General features: G+C 68.6%; 19 protein-coding genes. 9 read left to right on the top strand and 10 right to left on the bottom strand.

Features of this window, described 5'->3' with window-relative positions; translation table 11 throughout:
* Positions 1-20: 20 nt before the first annotated feature.
* Positions 21-1109, bottom strand: a complete 1089-nt coding sequence (locus tag ACFVM3_RS32305; protein WP_378443711.1) for a dihydrofolate reductase family protein — start codon at positions 1107-1109, stop codon at positions 21-23.
* A gap of 651 nt (positions 1110-1760) precedes the next feature.
* Here ACFVM3_RS32305 and ACFVM3_RS32300 point away from each other — a divergent pair.
* Positions 1761-2939, top strand: coding sequence for a DUF222 domain-containing protein (locus ACFVM3_RS32300; RefSeq protein ID WP_378443725.1), 1179 nt, complete (start codon positions 1761-1763; stop codon positions 2937-2939).
* Between the two features lie 55 nt (positions 2940-2994).
* Here ACFVM3_RS32300 and ACFVM3_RS32295 read toward each other — a convergent pair whose 3' ends face one another.
* Positions 2995-3144: a hypothetical protein gene (locus ACFVM3_RS32295; protein ID WP_378443710.1), complete on the bottom strand. Its 150-nt coding sequence runs from the start codon at positions 3142-3144 to the stop codon at positions 2995-2997.
* Positions 3145-3277: 133 nt separating this feature from the next.
* Here ACFVM3_RS32295 and ACFVM3_RS32290 point away from each other — a divergent pair, with 133 nt between their 5' ends.
* Positions 3278-4843, top strand: a complete 1566-nt coding sequence (locus tag ACFVM3_RS32290) for an ABC-F family ATP-binding cassette domain-containing protein (protein WP_378443709.1) — start codon at positions 3278-3280, stop codon at positions 4841-4843.
* Positions 4844-4897: 54 nt separating this feature from the next.
* On the opposite strand, the gene paaE is transcribed toward ACFVM3_RS32290, so the two are convergent.
* The 6 genes from paaE to paaZ are packed head-to-tail and all read right to left on the bottom strand — an operon-like array spanning position 4898 to position 10560.
* Positions 4898-5968 (bottom strand): 1,2-phenylacetyl-CoA epoxidase subunit PaaE, encoded by a 1071-nt coding sequence (gene paaE / locus ACFVM3_RS32285; RefSeq protein WP_378443708.1) that lies wholly within the window; start codon positions 5966-5968, stop codon positions 4898-4900.
* Between the two features lies 1 nt (position 5969).
* Positions 5970-6458, bottom strand: coding sequence for a 1,2-phenylacetyl-CoA epoxidase subunit PaaD (paaD, locus tag ACFVM3_RS32280; RefSeq protein ID WP_378443707.1), 489 nt, complete (start codon positions 6456-6458; stop codon positions 5970-5972).
* The gene (gene paaC, locus ACFVM3_RS32275) at positions 6452-7309 is read right to left on the bottom strand and encodes a 1,2-phenylacetyl-CoA epoxidase subunit PaaC (protein WP_378443706.1); all 858 of its coding nucleotides are present in this window, start codon (positions 7307-7309) and stop codon (positions 6452-6454) included. The genes paaD and paaC overlap by 7 nt, the downstream gene beginning before the upstream one ends.
* 1 nt (position 7310) lies before the next feature.
* On the bottom strand, positions 7311-7595 hold the full coding sequence (paaB, locus tag ACFVM3_RS32270) for a 1,2-phenylacetyl-CoA epoxidase subunit PaaB (protein ID WP_005168080.1): 285 nt from the start codon (positions 7593-7595) through the stop codon (positions 7311-7313).
* Positions 7595-8533: a 1,2-phenylacetyl-CoA epoxidase subunit PaaA gene (gene paaA, locus ACFVM3_RS32265; protein ID WP_378443705.1), complete on the bottom strand. Its 939-nt coding sequence runs from the start codon at positions 8531-8533 to the stop codon at positions 7595-7597. The genes paaB and paaA overlap by 1 nt, the downstream gene beginning before the upstream one ends.
* On the bottom strand, positions 8530-10560 hold the full coding sequence (paaZ, locus tag ACFVM3_RS32260) for a phenylacetic acid degradation bifunctional protein PaaZ (protein ID WP_378443704.1): 2031 nt from the start codon (positions 10558-10560) through the stop codon (positions 8530-8532). The genes paaA and paaZ overlap by 4 nt, the downstream gene beginning before the upstream one ends.
* Positions 10561-10761: 201 nt before the next feature.
* On the opposite strand from paaZ, the gene paaI reads away from it, so the two are divergent.
* The 3 genes from paaI to ACFVM3_RS32245 are packed head-to-tail and all read left to right on the top strand — an operon-like array spanning position 10762 to position 13021.
* Positions 10762-11151, top strand: a complete 390-nt coding sequence (gene paaI / locus ACFVM3_RS32255; protein WP_378443724.1) for a hydroxyphenylacetyl-CoA thioesterase PaaI — start codon at positions 10762-10764, stop codon at positions 11149-11151.
* A complete protein-coding gene (gene paaK, locus ACFVM3_RS32250; RefSeq protein WP_378443703.1) occupies positions 11148-12434 on the top strand; it encodes a phenylacetate--CoA ligase PaaK in 1287 nt (428 codons plus the stop codon). The genes paaI and paaK overlap by 4 nt, the downstream gene beginning before the upstream one ends.
* Positions 12431-13021: a TetR/AcrR family transcriptional regulator gene (locus tag ACFVM3_RS32245; RefSeq protein ID WP_378443702.1), complete on the top strand. Its 591-nt coding sequence runs from the start codon at positions 12431-12433 to the stop codon at positions 13019-13021. The genes paaK and ACFVM3_RS32245 overlap by 4 nt, the downstream gene beginning before the upstream one ends.
* An 83-nt stretch (positions 13022-13104) precedes the next feature.
* Here the strand turns inward: ACFVM3_RS32245 and ACFVM3_RS32240 are convergent, their stop codons facing one another.
* Complete coding sequence (locus ACFVM3_RS32240) at positions 13105-13371, bottom strand: hypothetical protein (RefSeq protein ID WP_378443701.1); 267 nt, start codon at positions 13369-13371, stop codon at positions 13105-13107.
* Between the two features lie 126 nt (positions 13372-13497).
* On the opposite strand from ACFVM3_RS32240, the gene ACFVM3_RS32235 reads away from it, so the two are divergent.
* A complete protein-coding gene (locus tag ACFVM3_RS32235; RefSeq protein ID WP_378443700.1) occupies positions 13498-14163 on the top strand; it encodes a TetR/AcrR family transcriptional regulator in 666 nt (221 codons plus the stop codon).
* Here the strand turns inward: ACFVM3_RS32235 and ACFVM3_RS32230 are convergent.
* The gene (locus ACFVM3_RS32230; protein ID WP_378443699.1) at positions 14090-15118 is read right to left on the bottom strand and encodes an AraC family transcriptional regulator; all 1029 of its coding nucleotides are present in this window, start codon (positions 15116-15118) and stop codon (positions 14090-14092) included. The two genes, ACFVM3_RS32235 and ACFVM3_RS32230, sit on opposite strands and share 74 nt — an antisense overlap.
* Positions 15119-15196: 78 nt before the next feature.
* On the opposite strand from ACFVM3_RS32230, the gene ACFVM3_RS32225 reads away from it, so the two are divergent.
* Genes ACFVM3_RS32225 through ACFVM3_RS32215 form a run of 3 tightly spaced genes read left to right on the top strand, consistent with a single transcriptional unit; the run spans position 15197 to position 19487 of the window.
* Complete coding sequence (locus tag ACFVM3_RS32225; protein WP_378443698.1) at positions 15197-16312, top strand: winged helix DNA-binding domain-containing protein; 1116 nt, start codon at positions 15197-15199, stop codon at positions 16310-16312.
* 53 nt (positions 16313-16365) lie between these two features.
* Positions 16366-17823: a flavin-containing monooxygenase gene (locus ACFVM3_RS32220; protein WP_378443697.1), complete on the top strand. Its 1458-nt coding sequence runs from the start codon at positions 16366-16368 to the stop codon at positions 17821-17823.
* Entirely contained in the window at positions 17820-19487 is a 1668-nt protein-coding gene (locus ACFVM3_RS32215; RefSeq protein WP_378443696.1) for a GMC oxidoreductase, read from the top strand. Before ACFVM3_RS32220 ends, ACFVM3_RS32215 begins: the two co-directional genes overlap by 4 nt.
* Positions 19488-19555 lie beyond the last annotated feature (68 nt).

The raw sequence follows: 19555 nt of genomic DNA, 5'->3' as shown, positions 1-19555 counted from the left end.
CGACGCCTGCAAGTAGAAGTTCAGAGGTGGACACCCGGGATATGGGTGTTCGCGCGGCGGACGTCGGCGGCGAGGGCGGGTACCTCGATCACCCGGCGTCCGGCCGCTTCCAGCGTTTCGGCGCCGACGCAGTCGACGAACACCGACGGCTCGCGCCAGGCGAAAACGACGCGAGGGATGCCAGCGTCGAGTATGAGCTGGGTGCAGCTTCGCGGATGCGACGTCCGCGAGCTGCACGGCTCCAGCGACGTGTACATCGTCGCCTCCGCCAGCCTCGGATCTCCCGGTTCGAGTTTGGCGAGGGCGGCTTCTTCCGCGTGGTTGGCGGGATCGCCGTCCCCCGAGTAACCGGTGGAGATCACTTCGCCGTCGGCGGCCGTGATGACGGCACCGACGCGGAACGTGCGCGGCGGGCAGTTCTCGGCCAGCGCGATGGCCTCCCGCAACCGCCGGATGTCCACTTCGGACGGTTCTGGTGTCGCGTGGTACTCCAGGACGGCGATGTCACCCAGCCTCGTGCTTTCGACCAGGGTCAGCCCACGCGGGAAGGCACCAGGGCCGACGAAACGCGGGGCGCGTGGGTCGCCGACGAAGAACGGCGCTATCGCCAGGTGGAGTTCGTCGACCAGACCTTCGGTGAGGAACTGGGTGTGGATCGCGCCGCCGCCTTCGACCATCAGCCGCCGCACCCCGCGCGCGAAGAGATCCGCCAGCATTTCGCTCAGGCCGGACGTTTCGACGACGGTCGCCTTCACTCCCGTGACGACGCCGGGAGGCGCGTAGACCAGCTTGTCGGCTTCACCGACGGTGAAGAACTGTGCCGCCGGATCGAGTGATCCGCTCCGCGTGAGGGTGACCTTGACCGGTTGTTCCGGACGTCCCTCCGCGACCCTTTTCGCGACGAGCTCCGGCGAACGGATCAACAGGCGCGGGTTGTCCGCGCGGACCGTGTTCGCGCCGACGAGGATCGCGTCCGACGCCGCGCGCAGACCGTCCACCCTGGCCCAGTCCTCCTCGTTGGACAGCACCAGCCGGGTGTCGCTCGCGTCGTCGAGGTAGCCGTCGAGGGAGACCGCGGCGGACAGCAGGACATGAGGGCGTTCGGTCACGTCCGCCAGTATGCCCCGGCCGATCGCGGGTCGCCGAGGTGACGGACGGTGGGGGCTGAGTCGAGGACCTCCGTTGCCGGAATTCGGCAACGGTTGGGCGTGGGATCCGGGGACGGTCCGGTGTCCCGTGATCGGAGTCGACACACCGGCGCCATCGCCACAACACGACAACGACTGCCCGCGGCATCCTGGAACCACCCGACGTCACGCGACCGAGACCAACACACCCGCACCATCGCCGAAAATCGACAACAATAGCCCGCAGGAACCGGGAGCCTTCCGAACTCGCGCGATCGAAATCGACACACCGGTGCCATCGCCACAACACGGCAACGACTGCCCGCGGGATCCGCGGGACCTCCCATACAGCGCGATAACGGTCGACACAACCGCGACTGTCACCCGACGATACGAGAAGCCCTGAATTCAAGGACAGCACTCAAGAAATCCCGTCTGCGCGTTGCTTACCACTACCGGGCGAACGCGCACCTCCCAGATTTCCCTTGCCACCACAGGCATTACCGAAAATCGACGACGGTGACGGCAGTCGCATGATCCAGAACTGTCGGTGGGGAGTCGTAGGTTCGCCGGGTGGACACCTACCGAGCCACCGCTGTGGCGATACTCGAACAAATCACCAGCCCCGACAACCTGAAAGCCATCAATACCGCCGCGGATTCGTTGGACGACAACGAATCCGTCGCCCTCGCGAAAGCCGCGTCAGCGGGGATCGCCCGGCTGGAAGCGATCCGTTACCGCGCCCTGTCCCAGCTGAACCGGCATCGCGAAGGCGCGCGTAGCGTCACTCAGGAGGTCGCGTTCGCCCTGTCGGTGGGCGACAGGTACGCAGCCGGGCTGGTCGCCGCTGCCGACGCGTTGACCACCAGGCTGCCCCGCACCCTTGGCTTGATGGACAAGGGCCAAGTGGACGGGTTCGGCGCGATGAAAGTCGTGACGGCCACGGCATGGCTGTCCGACGAGCACGCGCTCGCCGCCGACGCCTTGCTGGAAGACCGATTGCCCGGTAAGAATGCCGAGCAGATCCGCAAAGCGGCGAACCACGCGGCGGCGACCGTCGATCGGGAGGGCGCGGACAAGCGCTGCGAGCAGGCCCGCGAAGGCCGACGGCTCGTGGTGAGTCAGGGTGAGGCGGGCGTGGCCTCGCTGGAGATCGAGGATGGCCCGGTGGAGAAGGTCACCGCCGCCTACAACCGGATCAACCGGGAGGCCCGCGCGCTCAAGACCGGCGACGAGACCCGCACTCTGGACCAGCTTCGCGCCGACGTCGCCCTCGACCTCCTATTGGGCGGCAGCGGCGGGAAAAGTGAACGGGCCGAAGTATTCCTTTATATGGACCTGTTCACCTACCTCGGCCTCAACGACGACCCGGCGGAAATGGCCGGGCACGGCCACATCCCGGCGTCGCTGGCGCGGCATATCGCGAGCGGACCCAACACGGTGCTGCGGCGGATCATCACTGACCCGCTGTCAGGCCAGGTCGCGGATCTCGGCCGGGACCGGTATCGCCCGACGGCCGGTCTTGACGAGTTCGTCCGGGTCCGCGACCGCGAATGCCGAAGACCGGGATGCCACCGGCCCGCTCAGGCCTGCGATCTCGACCACTCCATCCCGTGGCAGTTCCAGGGGAACACTGACGCCGGCGACCTCATCGACTTCTGCCGCCGCGACCATCGGCTCAAGGACGAACCCGGGTGGATCTACCGGCTGGCACCGGACGGAACCCTGACGATCACCACCCCGACCGGCCAGACCTACGACAGCACGCCTCCGCCTCTGCACACACCCCGCACCGAGAAACCACCGTTCTGACCCGGTTGCCGCGAAGGCGACGTTCAGGTGAGCCACTGGACTGCCTGCTTCCGCACTAAGTGCAGCTCTTCGAGCCGTCGTATCGCCCACCGTTCCCGTCCGGTGACGGCGTGAACATGTCGACCGCCAGCCAGACACCCACCGGACCCAGCCGCTCCCGTTCGGTGGCGCCGGTGAAGTCGCGCCGGGCCAACCCACCATTCATGACCGCTCCGTTGCCGCGAAACGGCAACCGCTCGGAAAATTCGATCGCCACGCGGCCACGCACGGGCTAGCCTGTAGCGGTGATCTTCTGAGACGAACCTGCGCCCTCATCCACCTCCTTCGCAGGGAGTCTCATGTCTTCTTCCTTGACGCTTTCCGACGTCACCTTCACCTGGCCCGACGGCACCCCGGTGTTCGAGCACCTCTCGCTCACGATCGGGGCCGGTCGCACCGGCCTGGTCGGCACCAACGGATCCGGCAAGTCCACGCTGCTCCGGCTGCTCGCCGGCGACCTCCGGGCCACGACGGGCTCCATCACCGCACCGGGTGAGCTCGGCTACCTGCCGCAGAACCTCGTCCTGGATACCGGCCGCCGCGTCGACGACGTGCTCGGGGTCACCGCGATCCGCGCGGCGATCCGGGCTGTCGAGAGCGGTTCCGCCGCCGAAGCGCACTTCGCCACCATCGGCGACAACTGGGACGTCGAGGAACGCATCCACGCGATCCTCGACCGGCTCGGCCTGGGCGCCATCCGGCTGGACCAGCGGGCGGGCGAACTGTCCGGTGGCGAACTCACGCTGCTCGGGCTGGCAGCCCTGCTGCTGCGCCGTCCCGCCGCGCTGCTGCTCGACGAGCCCACGAACAACCTCGACCTGCGAGCACGCGAACTCGTGCACCGCGAGGTGGCGAGCTGGGGCGGGATCCTCGTGGTCGTCTCGCACGATCGCGAACTGCTCTCCCTGGTCGACCGGATCGCCGAGGTCCGCGACCGCGAGGTCACCCTGTACGGCGGGAACCTCGCCGACTACGAACACGCCGTCGAGGTCGCGCAGGAGGCGGCGCGGCGGCACCTGCGCGCGGCGGAGTCCGATGTCAGACGGCAGAAACGGGAGCTGATCGAGGCCGGGACCAAACTCGCCCGTCGCGCCCGCTACGGCCAGCAGATGTGGGACCGGAAGCGCGAGCCCAAGGTGCGGATGCGCAAACGCCAGGAGGACGCGCAGATCGCGGCGGGCAAGTACCGGAATCTGCACACCGACCGGCTCGAGGACGCCGTCGAGGCGATGAAGGCCGCCGAGGAACTAGTGCGGGAGGATGCGGAGATCCGGGTCGAGCTGCCGGAAACGACGGTGGCGCGGGGAACGGACGTGCTCCGGATCGACGCCGTGCCCCGCTTCGGCCCGCCGGTGAACCTGCACGTCATGGGCCCCGAGCGGATCGCGCTCGTCGGCCCGAACGGTTCGGGCAAGACCACCCTGCTCCGCACGATCACCGGCGAAATCCCGCCGGAGTCGGGCGACGTGGGGCTGTTCGTGCCCGCCAGACTGCTCCCCCAGCGGCTCGACGTTCTCGACGAGTCGCTGTCCATTGTGGACAACGTGCGGCTGGCCGCGCCGTCGCTCACGGACAACGAGATCCGCGCGAGGCTGGCGCGGTTCCTGTTCCGGGGCAAGGCGGCCGACCGCGAGGTGGCGTCGCTGTCCGGTGGGGAACGGTTCCGCGCCACGCTGGCAACCCTCTTGCTGACCGAGCCCACACCTCGGTTGCTGCTGCTCGACGAGCCGACCAACAACCTCGACCTGGCGAGCGTGCGGCGCCTCACCGAGGCGTTGCTGGCCTACCGGGGCACGCTGATCGTCGCCAGCCACGACCGGCCGTTCCTCAAGGACATCGGCATCACAAGGCAATTAGTCCTCTGAACGCGGTAGTTGCACACGCAAGTACCGCATTCAGAGGACGAAACGCGGGAGTGGTCAGGCGTCGAAGTCCACGGTGACGGCGTCGGAGATCGGCACCGACTGACAGGTGAGCACGAAACCGGCGTCGACTTCGGCCTTCTCCAGGGCGAAGTTGCGCCGCATGTCCACCTTGCCGTCGCAGATCTTCGCCCGGCAAGTGCCGCACACCCCGCCCTTGCAGGCGAACGGCAGATCCGGGCGGTACTTCTGCGCGCCGTCGAGCAGGGAGGAGCTGCGCGGCAGCGTCATCGTCGTCGACCGGCCGTCGAGGACCAGCGTGACCTCGCTGGACGCACCCACGACGGCCGGATCGATGTGATGCACCGGCTCCGGCGGAGTGTCCACATAGAACAGTTCCTGGTGGACGCGGTCGTCGGCGACGTCCAGCGAGCGCAGCAGTTCCTGCGCGCCGGTCACCATCTCGAACGGCCCGCACAGCCACCAGTGCGCGACGTCCTCGACCGGGATCAGCACGGTGCACAGGCGCCGCAGCTTCTCCACGTCGAGCCGCCCGGTGAACAGCTCGGCCTCGCGCGGTTCACGGGAGAGCACGTGGACGAGTTCGAGCCGCGCGGGGTAGCGGTCCTTGAGATCCGCGAGGTCGTCGGCGAACATGACGGTGTCCGTCCGGCGGTTGCCGTAGAGCACGGTCACCGTGGCATCGGAATCGCTGAGCAGCGAAGACGCGATCGACAGCACCGGCGTGATCCCGGATCCGGCCGCGATCAGCACGTGATGCCCAGGAACGCTCAGGTCCGGGGAAAAGCTGCCGGTCGGCGGCGCGACCTCGACCTCGTCGCCGGGCTTCACGTCGCGCACGAGCCACGACGAGAACAGCCCGCCCGGCACCTCCCGGACGCCGACCCGCGGGGCCGCGCCGGCGGGCGCGCAGATCGAGTACGAACGGCGCTCGTCACGGCCGTCGATCTCACGGCGCAGGGTCAGCGACTGGCCAGGCTTGAAGCGAAAGGTGTCCGCGAGAGCTTCGGGAACGTCGAAGGTCACCGCGACGGCGTCGTCGCACAGGCGCTGGACGTCGGACACCTTGAGGGTGTGGAAGCCCGTGCGGCGCAGGGTGGCGGTCACGCTAGATCTCCTTGACGTGTTCGAACGGTTCGAGGCAGAACCGGCAGCGGCGCAAGGCCTTGCACGCCGTCGCGCTGAACCGGGACTGCTCTTCGGTGTCGTCGGAGCCGCAGCGCGGGCAGCGCACGGACGACACCGGCGGGCTCAGCGTGAGCGGGATCGGCCCGGTCCGCCGCGGCGCGGCGCCCGGCGGCGCGATACCCGCTTCGGCCAGTTTCCGTTTGCCGTCCTCGGTGATCCAGTCGGTGGACCAGGCGGGCTGGAGCACCGTGCGGACCTCGACCTCGCCGTACCCCGCGCCGGTCAGCGCGTGCACGAGGTCGTCGCGCATGGTGTCCATCGCCGGGCAGCCGGTGTAGGTCGGGGTGATCGCGACGACCACTCGACCGTCCTCTTCGGACACATCACGCAGCACGCCGAGGTCGGCAAGGGTGAGCATGGGCAGTTCCGGATCGGTGACCGTGGCCGCCACGGCGTACGCGGTCACCATGTCGCGTCCGGGTGTTCTCGCGCGACACTCTGCAAGGTCGCCAGCAGGAAGCCCATCCGCTCGGTGTGCACGCCGCCGCGGCCCATCCGGCCGGAAACCCCCGCGATGGCACCGATTTCGGGGCGCGTCAGCTTCGCGACGGCCAGCACCTGGTCGAGGATCGCGTCGAACTCCGGCCGCAGCGACGGCGACTCGACGAACTCGGCCTCGTGCGCCACGAACAGCTCGTCGACGTACGGCCAGACCGCGTCCAGGCCCTCCTGCATCCGCGAGTGGGACAGCTCGGTGCCGTCGCCGAGCCGCACAGCCCACTGGGCGGCGTAATCCCGGTGATAGGCGACTTCCTTGACCCCCTTGTCCGCGATGGCCGCGAGCACCGGGTCCACAGAGGACTGCAGTTGCCGCAAAAGCGCCAGCCGCCAGATCGAGAACACCAGCAGCCGCGCGATGAGATGCCCGAAATGCCCGCCGTCCAACTCGGCGAGCCGGACGTTGCGGTATTCCTGCTCGCTCCGGAAGAAGGCGTACGAATCCTCCGTGCGGTCGCTGCCGTCGGCCTTGCCCGCGCGGGCGAGCAGCAGCCGCGCCTGCCCGAGCAGGTCGAGCGCGATGTTCGCGATCGCGACCTCGTCCTCGAGCTCGGGCGCGTTCGTGCACCACTCCTGCAGCCGGTGCGAGAAGATCAGCGCGTCGTCGCCGAGCATCAGGCAATAGGCCGCGAGCCGGTCACCGTCCACACCGGACGGAACCGTCGTGTCCACACCGGACAGCGGATCCTCGAACCCGGTGCCGAAGGCCCAGCGGGAGTCGTTCTCCTCGGTGATCGCCTCGTAGGCGTTGTCGAAGCTCATGTCAGATGTGCGGAACGTTGTCGGGGATGTCGTAGAACGTCGGGTGCCGGTACACCTTGTCGCCGCTGGGCGCGAAGAACGGGTCCTTCTCGTCCGGCGAGGACGCCGTGATGTCCGACGCGCGCACGACCCAGATCGACACGCCCTCGTTGCGGCGGGTGTATAGATCCCGCGCGTGGTGCAGCGCCATGTCGTCGTCGGCGGCGTGCAGCGAACCCACGTGCACGTGGTTCAGGCCGCGCTTGCCCCGGACGAACACCTCGTACAACGGCCAGTCGTGCTTCATCACGAACCCTTCTTCGCTGCGTGCGCGGCGGCGGCTTCCCGCACCCACGCGCCGTCTTCCTGGGCCCGCCGCCGGTGCGCGACGCGCTGGGCGTTGCAGGGGCCGTTACCCTTCAACACGTTCTTGAACTCGTCCCAGTCGACGGCGCCGAAGTCGTAGTGCCCGCGCTCGGGGTTCCACTTCAGATCCGGGTCCGGGAAGGTGACGCCCAGCGCCTCGGCCTGCGGAATGGACATGTCGACAAAACGCTGGCGCAGTTCGTCGTTGGTGTGCCGCTTGACCTTCCACGCCATCGACTGCGCGGTGTTCGGCGAATCCGCGTCCGGCGGGCCGAACATCATCAGCGACGGCCACCACCAGCGGTTCACCGCCTCCTGCACCATTTCGCGCTGCTTTTCGGTGCCGCGCATCATCGTCATCAGCAGCTCGAAACCCTGCCGCTGATGGAAGGACTCCTCCTTGCAGATGCGGATCATGGCGCGCGCGTACGGCCCGTACGAGCTGCGGCACAAGGGAACCTGGTTGCAGATGGCCGCGCCGTCGACCAGCCAGCCGATCACGCCGACGTCGGCGAAGGTCAGCGTGGGGTAGTTGAAGATCGACGAGTACTTCTGCTTGCCGTTGATCAGCTTGTCGGTCAGATCCGCGCGGTCGGCGCCGAGCGTGGCCGCCGCCGAATACAGGTACAGCCCGTGCCCGGCCTCGTCCTGCACCTTGGCGAGCAGGATCGCCTTGCGGCGCAACGAAGGCGCACGGGTGATCCAGTTACCCTCCGGCTGCATGCCGATGATCTCCGAATGCGCGTGCTGCGCGATCTGCCGGATCATCGTCTTGCGGTAGCCCTCGGGCACCCAGTCACGCGGCTCGATGCGCTGGTCGCGCTCGATGGTGGCCTCGAAATGCCGTTCGAGGTCTTCCTCAGGCAGAGTTGCCGTCATGACTGCTCCTTGGCGACGAGGGTCAGGACGTCGTACTTGGCGACCGAGTCGCCGTCGGCGTTGGTCACGTCGGCGTCCCAGCGGACTTCGCCGTACTCCTGGTCGATACGCGGGGTGATCTGCTTGGCGGTCAAGGTCACGGTCAGCGAGTCGCCGACCTTGACCGGGGTGAGGAACCGCAGGTTCTCCAGGCCGTAGTTCGCCAGCACCGGGCCGGGCTCCGGCGAGACGAACAGGCCGGCCGCGAACGAGACCACGAGGTACCCGTGCGCCACGATCCCGCCGAACAGCGGGTTCGCCGCCGCGGCCTCGGGATCGGTGTGGGCGTAGAAGGTGTCGCCGGTGAACTCGGCGAAGTGGTCGACGTCTTCTTGGGTGACGGTGCGGGGACCGGCGACCACGGAGTCACCGATCTTCAGTTCCGCCAAGGACTTCCGGAACGGGTGGACGTCGCCTTCGGTGCGAGGGGCGCCGGTGACCCAGCGGCCGGTGACCGTGCTCAAAACGGCGGGCGAACCCTGGACGGCCGTGCGCTGCATGTGGTGCAGCACGCCGCGGACGCCGCCCATCTCCTCGCCGCCGCCGGCGCGGCCGGGGCCACCGTGCACCAGCTGCGGCATCGGCGAACCGTGGCCCGTCGACTCCTTGGCGTCTTCGGCGTCCAGCACCAGCAGACGGCCGTGGTACGGCGCGACACCGAGGACGACCTCGCGGGCGAACTCGGCGTCGGCGGTGACGATCGAGCCGACCAGGCTGCCGCCGCCGCGTGCGGCGAGCTCGATGACCTGCTCGGTCGAGGTGTAGGGCAGCAGCGTCGACACCGGGCCGAACGCCTCGACCTCGTGCGGCTCGGACCGCTCCGGGTCGGCCTTCAGCAGCACCGGCGAGAGGAACGCGCCGCGTTCGGCGTCCGCGCCGACGACGTCGACCTGCTCGGGGTCGCCGAAGACGACCGTGCCGACGTCCAGCAGCGCCTTGAGCGACCGCCGGACCTCCTCACGCTGCTCCAGGCTGGCCAGGGCGCCCATCCGCACACCTTCTGCGGTGGGGTTGCCGACGGTGGTCTTCGCCAGACGCGCGCTCGCGGCCTCGGCGACGGCGTCCAGCAGGCCGGCGGGCACGAAGGCGCGGCGGATGGCGGTGCACTTCTGGCCCGCCTTGACCGTCATCTCGGTCGTGAGCTGCTTGACGAAGAGGTCGAACTCGGTGGTGCCGGGTTCGGCGTCCGGACCGAGGATCGAGCAGTTCAGCGAGTCGGCCTCGGCGTTGAACCGGACGGAGTTGCGCACGATCGCCGGGTGCGCGCGCAGCTTCTGCGCCGTCGACGCGGAGCCGGTGAACGACACGAGGTCCTGCGCGGTGACGTGGTCGAGCAGGTCGCCGACGCTGCCCGCGACGAACTGGAGCGTGCCCTCGGGCAGGATGCCGGACTCGATGATGATCTCGACCAGCCGCGCGGTGAGGTACGCGGTCTGGCTGGCGGGCTTGATCAGGCTCGGCACCCCGGCGAGGAACGCGGGCGCGAACTTCTCCAGCGGGCCCCAGACGGGGAAGTTGAACGCGTTGATCTGGACGGCGACCCCGCGCAGCGGGACGGCGATGTGCTGGGCGACGAAGGTGCCGCCCTTGCTCAGCTGCTCGACGTTGCCGTCGACGTAGACGGTGTCGTTCGGCAGTTCGCGCTTGCCCTTGCTGGAGTAGGCGAACAGCACGCCGATGCCGCCGTCGATGTCGACCATCGAGTCGGTCTTGGTGGCGCCGGTGCGCGCCGAGAGCTCGTACAGCTCCTCGCGGTGTTCGCGCAGGTGGGAGGCCAGCGCCTTCAGCAGCGCGGCGCGCTGGTGGAAGGTCAGCTCGCGCAGCGCGGGGCCGCCGACGCGGCGCCCATAGTCCAGCGCGGCGGCGAAGTCGATGCCCTCGGACGAGACCCGGGCGACCTCTTCGCCGGTCGAGGCGTCGTGCAGCGGTACGCCGTCGTTTTCCGCCGTGTGCCATCCGCCGGAGACGTAGCTGCGCAGCAATGCCATGGGTCGACCCTTCACATGGTGGATTAACAGACCGTCCGTTCAGTAATTCACTGTAGCTCGCGTCGGGGGTCTTGCAAACCCCCCGACGGCGGTGGACCCTTGACATCTGCCCGAACGCGCGCCTTTACTTGCGGCACCCTTTAACAACCGTCCATTCGGTCAGTAACCAGGGGGTCTGGCTTGACTAACGCCGCGCACACGATGTTCGCCGACGACCAGGCGTCGAAGGCGCTGGGCATCGAGTTGGTCGAGGCCGCCGAAGGGCGCGCCGTCGCCACCATGCGGATCACCGAAGCGATGGTCAACGGCCACGACATCGCCCACGGCGGCTACGTCTTCCTGCTGGCCGACACGACGTTCGCCTGCGCCTGCAACAGCCATGGGCCGGTGACGGTCGCGTCCGGCGCGGAGATCTCCTTCGTCGCGGCAGGCAAACTCGGCGACCACCTCATCGCCACCGCCACCGAGCGGACCCGCTACGGCCGCAACGGCATCTACGACGTCACCGTGCACCGGGAGACCCCCGACGGGCCGGAGGTCGTCGCCGAATTCCGCGGCCGCAGCCGCACCATCCAGAAAGCATCACGATGACCGCCTTCAGCGACGACGCCGAGAACCTGACCATCGACGAACTCCAGGCGCTGCAGCTTAAGCGCCTCCGGTGGACGCTGCGGCACGCCTACGACAACGTGCCGTTCTACACCCGGAAGTTCGACGAGGCGGGCGTTCACCCGGACGACTGCAAGGCGCTGGAAGACCTGGCGAAGTTCCCGTTCACCACGAAACAGGACCTGCGCGACAACTACCCGTTCGGCATGTTCGCGGTGCCGGAAGCGCAGGTCAGCCGCATCCACGCGTCCAGCGGGACCACCGGGAAACCGACCGTCGTCGGCTACACGTCCGAAGACATCGACACCTGGGCGACGGTGATGGCGCGCTCGATCCGCGCCGCGGGCGGACGGCCGGGCGACAAGGTCCACGTGGCCTACGGATACGGCCTGTTCACCGGCGGTCTCGGCGCGCATTACGGTGCCGAAAAGCTCGGCTGCACGGTGATCCCGGCGTCCGGCGGCATGACCGCGCGCCAAGTGCAGATCATCACCGACTTCAAACCCGAGATCATCATGGTCACGCCGTCGTACATGCTGACGCTGCTCGACGAGTTCGAGCGGCAGGGCATCGACCCGCAGACGAGTTCGCTGAAGGTCGGCATCTTCGGCGCGGAACCGTGGACCGAGCAGATGCGCGCGGAGATCGAGGACCGCGTCGGCATCGACGCCGTCGACATCTACGGCCTGTCCGAGGTGATGGGCCCCGGCGTCGCGCAGGAATGCGTCGAGACCAAGGACGGGCTGCACATCTGGGAGGACCACTTCTTCCCCGAGGTGATCGACCCGTTCACCGAGAAGCCCACCGACGCCGAGGGTGAGCTGCTGTTCACCTCGCTCACCAAACAGGCGCTGCCGATCATCCGGTACCGCACGCGGGACCTGACCCGGCTGCTGCCGGGCACCGCGCGGCCGGCGTACCGGCGGATGGAGAAGGTGACCGGGCGCAGCGATGACATGATCATCCTGCGTGGCGTCAACGTCTTCCCCACGCAGATCGAGGAAGTCGTGCTGGTGACCCCCGCGCTCGCTCCGCATTTCCAGCTGATCCGGTCGACGAAGGGCCGGATGGACCATCTGACGGTGCGCGTCGAAGCGCGTCCGGACGCGAGCGCCGAGCAGCGCGCCGAGGCCGCCGCCCGGCTGATCGCCGGCGTCAAGGACGGGGTCGGCGTGAGCGTCGGCGTCGAGGTCGTCGACCCGGACACCCTCGAACGGTCGCTGGGCAAGATGCGGCGCGTCCTCGACGAACGGGACCGCGGTTGAGCACCCCCGCCCGCCGGGGACGTCCCGGCTACGACCTCGAGTCGCTGCTTCTGGTCGCGGTCAAACTGTTCAACGAACGCGGCTACGACGGCACCAGCATGGAGGACCTCTCCCGCAAGCTCGGCATCACGAAATCCGCGATCTACCACCATGTGCCGAGCAAGGAGGAGCTGCTGCGGCTCGCCGTCGACCGCGCGCTGAACGGCCTGTTCGCCGTCGCCGCCGAGACGGAATCCTTCGAGGGCAAGGCGATCGAGAAGCTGGAGCATCTGGTGCGGGGCAGTGTCCTCGTGCTGGTCGACCAGCTGCCGTTCGTGACGCTGCTGCTGCGGGTGCGCGGCAACACCAAGATCGAGCGCGCGGCCCTGGCGCGGCGGCGCGAGTTCGACCGGCTCGTCACGGAACTGGTGAAACAGGCCGAAACCGAGGGCGACGTGCGGCCCGACATCGATCCCGCGGTCACCGCGCGGCTCCTGTACGGCATGGTGAACTCGCTGATCGAGTGGTACCGGCCGCGACGGGGTTCGGCGGGGACGGAACTGGCGGACGCGGTCTGCAAGATCGCCTTCGACGGCCTCCGGACCTAAGGAGGCTGAAGGGGACTTTCACCGCATGTGATGCAGTGAAAGCGTCCTTCACAGCAGCTTGGATTCCGAGGTTCCCGATCCCGCTACTCCCCCGCGGCCTTGGGCGGCCGCCGCGCCTGCCAGATCAGCGCGTGGCGCAACTGCTGGATGAGCTGTTCGTCGTCGGCCTCCGACGGATCGACCCCGAGCGGGATCCAGCGTTCGCCGACCTCGGCACCGTTCTCGAAACTGGTGATCACGATCCCCGCGTAGGAGACGCATTCGTCCTGGACGCGGACGTCACGATGCTGCAGCCGCACACTGACCCACCGTCCGGTACGGCGAACCGGCTCGCGTTCGGCACTGGCCATTCGTCCCTACCCATGACGCCCGGTCCCCCCGCCCCGAACGTCGCCTCGAAGGCCCTGGGGGTTACCGGCGGGTTGTTCCGAATGAGTAACGGCAGGCGGTCAGCCGAAACGGGTTACGCTCGGCCCATGAGCACCGATCCGGAGATCCGGCGGCGCCGCCTCGAGCCGGCCGCCCGGCGCGCCGAGATCCTGACCGCGGCCCGGCGGCTGTTCGGCGCGGGTACATACGCCTCGGTTTCGACCTCGGACATCGCGAAGGCCGCCGGCGTCGCCAGACCGCTGATCAACCACTACTTCGGCGGCAAACGGGAGCTGTACCTGGAAGTCGTCCGGCAGATGATGATCGTCCCGGCGCCGGTGATCGAGAACCTGCCCGACACGAGCGCCGAAGAGCGGCTCGCGATCAGCGTCCAGCACTGGATCGAAGTCGTCGAGCGCAACGAGCAGGCGTGGCTGACGGCGATCGGCCCCGAGGCGGTGGGCCGCGACCCGGAGATCGAGCGGATCATGCTGGAGGCCGACGAGATCGCCGCCGATCGCGTGCTCGCGGCCGCGCTGATGAGCGACGTCACCGAGGGTCGAGAAGAACTCCGCGCGATGATCCGTTCGTACGGCGGGATGCTGCGCGCGGCGTCACGCGAATGGCTGATCCGCGGCACGCTCGGCCGCGAAGAGCTGCGGGTCTTCCTCACCGATTCGATCCTGCACCTGCTGCGGGTCACCTACCCGGCCGTGCTCGCAACGCGTTCCGCCGGGCATAAGCCGCCGGCGTCATCCCCTTCCAGCGTTTGAACGCGTAGATGAAACTCGACGCCTCGGCGTAGCCCAGCCGCAGCGCGACGTCCTCCACGCTGAGCGCGCCGGTGTCGAGCATTTCCTCCGCCAAGGCCTGGCGGACCTCGTCGAGCAGCGTGCGGTAGCCGGTCCCGGCCTCGAACAGCCGCCGTCGCAGCGTGCGCGGGCTGAGCGCGAGCTGTCGCGCGACCTCGTCCATCCCGGCGTCGACGCCGCCGAGCCGCACCAGCCGTTCCCGGACCTGCTGCGCGATCCCGGAGCGTTCCCGTTTCCGGGACACCAGCAGATCGCATTGCGCGGCGCAGACGGCGACCGTCTGATCGTTGGCCTGCGGCAAGGGTCTGTCGAGGAAGAGCGGATCCAGGGTGGCGAGATGCGACGGAGCGGAGAACGACGGCGCCAAGCCGAACGTCCGCACGTACTCGTCCACTGTGGAGGGACGCTCGTGCCGGAAGGCCACGGAGCGCAGGGAGATGTCCGGCAGGATGTCGCGCATGACGGTGTGGATGGCGCCGAGGTCGCGCAGCAGCAGGAACCGGGCGACGTCGCCCGGTACGCGGCTGTCGTCCATGGCCAGCGCGAGCCGTCCGGACTCGACGGTCACGTGCGGGATGCAGAAGGTGAAACTCAGGTCGAGGTAACGCAGGGCGAAGCGCATCGCGTCCCCCAGCGTCGGGCTGCTGATGCACGCGAAGCCGAAGATGCCGAACGCGCTGACCCGGTACCGCCTGCTCAGCCGCAGCGCGACGTCGTCCCCGCCACCGAGCCCGCGGACCAGGGCCCGGACCACCGCGAGCTCCTGCCGGGCGTCGACCTGGCCGTCCACTGGCGCGTGCTCGTAGGACTCCAGCCCCGCGACGCCGTTCTCGGCGGCGAAGCGGGCCATGAGCACGATGCTCGCCGTGCCGCGCGGGTAGTCCCAGTCCCGGATCACCGGCGGCGGTAGTTCCATGGCCGGGATTATGGATCCCGGCAACGCTCGGCGCATTGAGGACCGTAACTGTCCTTGATCCCGATTAGGGTGAGCGGCATGTCCGACACGTTGAGCAGGCGCGCGCTGAACCGCGCCATGCTGGACCGGCAGCTGCTGCTCCGGCGTTCGAAGATGACCGCGCTCGAAGCGGTCGAGCATCTGGCCGGGTTGCAGGCACAGGCCCCGAACCCGCCGTACTTCGCGCTGTGGACCCGGCTGCACGGGTTCCGCCAGGAAGAACTGGCGAATCTCCTGCTGGACAAGAGTGTCGTGCGGATCGCGCTCATGCGCGGCACGGTGCACCTGGTGAAACCGGCGGACGCGCTGGCGTGGCGCCCCATCGTCCAACCGCTCTACGACCGCTCGGTGCTCGGCAACACCCAGCACGGCCCGGACATCAAGGGCCTCGACCACCAGGAGATCGCTCGCACCGCCCGCAAACTGCTCGGCGAGCGGCCGCTTTCGTCGGCAGGCCTCGGCGCGGAACTGGCGAAGCAGTGGGAGGGCGTGGCGCCGTCGTCGCTGGTGCACGTCGCGCGGGCGTTGTTGCCGCTGGTGCAGATCCCGCCGCGCGGCGTCTGGGGCAAGTCCGGCCAGCCGACGTATCAGACCACCGGGGACTGGCTGGGCGCCGAGCCGGACGCGACGCCGTCCCCGGAAGCGATGTTCCGCCGCTATCTGGCCGCGTTCGGGCCCGCCAGTGTGCAGGACGCGCAGGCGTGGGCCGGGATCACGAAACTCGGCGACGTCGCCGAGCGGCTGCGGCCGGAGCTGCGGACGTTCCGTGACGAGAACGGTCGCGAACTCTTCGACCTCGAAGACGCGCCGCGGCCGGACCCGGACACCCCTGCGCCCGCCCGGCTGCTGGGGCCGTTCGACCAGACCGTCCTGTCCTACGCCGACCGCACACGCGTGATCAGCGACGAGCACCGCAAGGTCGTCATCACGCAGAACGGCCTGGTCAAGGGCACCATTCTGGTCGGCGGGTTCGTGAAGGGCTTCTGGGAGATCAAGACGGTGAAGAAGGCCGCGTCGGTGGTGATCACGCCGTTCGAGCGCGTCCCGAAGCGCGATCTGGACACGCTGGAGGGCTCCGCGCACCGCCTGCTGAGGTGGGCCCACCCGACGGCCGAAAGCCATTCGGTGGAGATCGTGGCCGGAAATCTCGATTGAATGGCCGCTCGTGTACTTCCTAGCGGGGTGACCGCTGGGTAACTTCGATCGGCATGGGCGATACGAGCGTGCTGATCGTGGGGACGGGCTTCGGCGGGGTCGGGACGGCGATCGAGCTCAAACGCGCCGGATTCGACGACTTCACCATCCTGGAGAGTGCCGGCGAACCCGGCGGCGTCTGGCGGGAGAACACGTACCCCGGCGCCGGCTGCGACATCCCGTCGCCGCTGTACTCGTTCTCCTACGAGCCCAATCCCGACTGGCCGAAGCGGTTCTCGCTGCAACCGGACATCCACGAATACCTCAAACGCGTGGTGCGCCGCTACGGGCTCGAACCGCACATCCGGTTCGGCAGCCGCGTCACCACCGCGGCCTTCGACGAGGAGCGCGGGCTCTGGCGAGTGGAGACCGCGGGCGGGGAGATCTACGAGGCGAACGTCTTCGTCCCCGCCGTCGGCCAGCTTTCGCGGCCGGTCCAGCCGGACATCCCCGGCCAGGAAACCTTCGAGGGCGTCAGTTTCCACTCCGCGCGCTGGGACCACGACGTCGACCTGCGCGGTAAGAGGGTCGCGGTGATCGGCACCGGCGCGAGCGCGATCCAGTTCGTGCCCGAACTCCAGCGCCAGGCGGGCGAGCTGACGGTCTTCCAGCGCACCGCGCCCTACATCATGGCCAAACGGGACACCCACTACCGGCGCTGGCAGCAGCGGCTGTTCCGGCAGCTGCCCGCCACCCAGCTGCTCGGCAGGCTGAGGATCTTCCTCCTCGCCGAGTACGCGACGTACGCGATGACCAAACATCCGTTGCTGGCCAAGGTCTTCGAACTGCGGACGGCCCAGCTGCGCCGCCGTCACATCAAGGACCGGTCGCTGCGCGAGAAACTCACCCCGGACTATCCCCTTGGCTGCAAGCGGATCCTGTTCACCAACGAGTACCTGCCCGCGCTGGCACAGCACAACGTCGCCGTGGAGACGCGGAGGATCAGCGCGATCACGCCGTCCGGGGTGCTCACCGAGGACGGCGTCGAGCACGAGGCCGACGTCATCGTCTACGGGACGGGTTTCGCGGCGACCGACTTCCTCGGCGAGCTGAAGGTCGAGGGCCTCGGCGGGAAGTCGCTGTCCGACGCGTGGAAGGGTGGCGCGCGGGCGTACCTCGGCATGACCGTGCCGGGTTTCCCGAACCTGTTCTGCGTCTACGGGCCCAACACGAACCTCGGCGCGGGCTCCATCATCTACATGATCGAACGGCAGGCCCGCTACATTCGCCAAGCCGTCGAACACGTCGCCAAACCCGAAGTGTCCTATATGGACGTCGTACCGGAGGTCGAGCAGGCCTACGACGAGGAGATCCAGCGACGCCTCGGGCGCAGTGTCTGGACATCCTGCGCCAGCTGGTACCGCCAGGAGAACGGCCGGGTGAGCACGAACTGGCCGGGCCTGGTGACCGAGTACGACCGGCGGACGAGGAAACTCGACCTCGGCGACTACCGGACGGCGGGTTCGCGATGAACTACGACGTGCTGGTGATCGGCTCTGGTTTCGGCGGCAGCGTGACCGCGTTGCGGCTCACCGAGAAGGGGTACCGCGTCGGTGTGCTGGAGACCGGCCGCCGGTTCGCCGACGACGAGTTCGCGAAGACGTCGTGGCGGCTGCGGAAGTACCTGTGGGCACCGAAACTGGGCTGCTACGGCATCCAGCGGCTCACGCTGCTCAAGAACACCTTCGTACTGAGCGGCGCGGGTGTCGGCGGCGGCTCGCTCGTCTACGCGAACACGCTCTACGAACCCCCGGACTCCTTCTACGAAGACCCGCAGTGGGCGCACATCACCGACTGGAAGGCCGAACTCGCCCCGCATTACGACCAGGCGAAACGGATGCTGGGCGTGGTGGAGAACCCGCTGGTCACCCCGGCCGACCGCGTGCTGCGCGAGGTCGCAGAGGACATGGGCATCGCGGACACCTACCGGCCCACACCGGTCGGCGTCCACTTCGGCAAGCGTGACGTCGACCCGTTCTTCGGCGGGGAGGGCCCGCTGCGCAAGCCGTGCACGCACTGCGGCGAATGCATGACCGGCTGCCGGGTCGGCGCGAAGAACACGACCGTCAAGAACTACCTGTACCTCGCGGAAAAGGCGGGCACGGAGGTCCATCCGCTGACCACCGCCGTGTCGGTCCGGCCGATCGACGGCGGCTACGCGGTCGACACCGTCCGAACAGGACGGTGGGTACGCAAGCGCGAGCGGACCTTCACCGCCTCCGAAGTCGTCTTCGCCGCCGCTTCCCTGGGCACGCAACGGCTTCTGCATTCCTTGAAGGACTCGGGAACGCTGCCGAAGCTGTCACCACGTCTCGGCTTGCTCGCCAGGACGAACTCCGAGGCCGTGCTCGCCGCGCGTTCCTTGCGGAAGGACACGGATTTCACCCGCGGTGTCGCGATAACGTCGTCGATCCATCCCGACGCCGTCACGCACGTCGAACCGGTGCGCTACGGCAAGGGCAGCAACTTCATGGGCCTGCTGACGACGGTGCTCGTCGACGGCGAGCCGGGCGAACGCCGCTGGGTGCTGGGCGCGCGGGAACTGTGGCGGAACCGGCGGCGGCTGGTGCGGCTGCACAACCCGCGACGGTGGTCGGAGCGGATGGTCGGGCTGCTGGTGATGCAGACGCTGAACAATTCCGTGACCACGTATACGAAACGCGGGCTCTTCGGCCGCCGGATGACCACGAAGCAGGGCATCGGCGAGCCGAACCCGGAGTGGATCCCGGCCGGGCACGAGGTCACGCGGCGGGTGGCGGACAAGATCGGCGGGCTGCCGCAGGGCGCCTGGACCGACATGGCGAACATCCCGATCACCGGGCATTTCATCGGCGGCTGCGCGATCGGTGACAGCGCCGAGACCGGCGTCGTCGACCCGTACCAGCGCGTGCACGGCTATCCAGGGCTGCATATCGCGGACGGTTCGGCGATCTCGGCGAATCTCGGGGTGAACCCGTCGCTGACCATCACCGCGCAGGCGGAACGCGCGATGTCGTTGTGGCCCAACAAGGGCGAGCCCGACCCGCGGCCTCCACTCGGCTCCCCGTACCGGCGCCTGTCCCCCGTCGCCCCGCTCAAGCCCGTCGTGCCCCCACACGCCCCGGCCGCCCTGCGCCTCCCTCTCACCCCGCTCTGACCTCACGCGTTTAGTCCTCTGGATGCGGTAGTTCGCCCTGCCAACTACCGCATCCAGAGGACTAAACG

The organism is Amycolatopsis sp. NPDC057786 (genome assembly GCF_042797905.1).
Taxonomy (GTDB): domain Bacteria; phylum Actinomycetota; class Actinomycetes; order Mycobacteriales; family Pseudonocardiaceae; genus Amycolatopsis.
The sequence above is the reverse complement of the archived record's forward strand: the minus strand, read 5'-3'. Positions and strand labels throughout refer to the sequence as shown.

Bases quoted from the DNA above. Each gene is read 5' to 3' on its own strand.
- ACFVM3_RS32295 (WP_378443710.1), bottom strand. From the start codon at position 3,144: ATGAATGGTGGGTTGGCCCGGCGCGACTTCACCGGCGCCACCGAACGG.
- ACFVM3_RS32290 (WP_378443709.1), top strand. From the start codon at position 3,278: ATGTCTTCTTCCTTGACGCTTTCCGACGTCACCTTCACCTGGCCCGAC.
- paaD (WP_378443707.1), bottom strand. From the start codon at position 6,458: ATGGTGACCGCGTACGCCGTGGCGGCCACGGTCACCGATCCGGAACTG.
- paaC (WP_378443706.1), bottom strand. From the start codon at position 7,309: ATGAGCTTCGACAACGCCTACGAGGCGATCACCGAGGAGAACGACTCC.
- paaB (WP_005168080.1), bottom strand. From the start codon at position 7,595: ATGAAGCACGACTGGCCGTTGTACGAGGTGTTCGTCCGGGGCAAGCGC.
- paaA (WP_378443705.1), bottom strand. From the start codon at position 8,533: ATGACGGCAACTCTGCCTGAGGAAGACCTCGAACGGCATTTCGAGGCC.
- paaZ (WP_378443704.1), bottom strand. From the start codon at position 10,560: ATGGCATTGCTGCGCAGCTACGTCTCCGGCGGATGGCACACGGCGGAA.
- paaI (WP_378443724.1), top strand. From the start codon at position 10,762: ATGTTCGCCGACGACCAGGCGTCGAAGGCGCTGGGCATCGAGTTGGTC.
- paaK (WP_378443703.1), top strand. From the start codon at position 11,148: ATGACCGCCTTCAGCGACGACGCCGAGAACCTGACCATCGACGAACTC.
- ACFVM3_RS32240 (WP_378443701.1), bottom strand. From the start codon at position 13,371: ATGGCCAGTGCCGAACGCGAGCCGGTTCGCCGTACCGGACGGTGGGTC.
- ACFVM3_RS32235 (WP_378443700.1), top strand. From the start codon at position 13,498: ATGAGCACCGATCCGGAGATCCGGCGGCGCCGCCTCGAGCCGGCCGCC.
- ACFVM3_RS32230 (WP_378443699.1), bottom strand. From the start codon at position 15,118: ATGGAACTACCGCCGCCGGTGATCCGGGACTGGGACTACCCGCGCGGC.
- ACFVM3_RS32225 (WP_378443698.1), top strand. From the start codon at position 15,197: ATGTCCGACACGTTGAGCAGGCGCGCGCTGAACCGCGCCATGCTGGAC.
- ACFVM3_RS32220 (WP_378443697.1), top strand. From the start codon at position 16,366: ATGGGCGATACGAGCGTGCTGATCGTGGGGACGGGCTTCGGCGGGGTC.
- ACFVM3_RS32215 (WP_378443696.1), top strand. From the start codon at position 17,820: ATGAACTACGACGTGCTGGTGATCGGCTCTGGTTTCGGCGGCAGCGTG.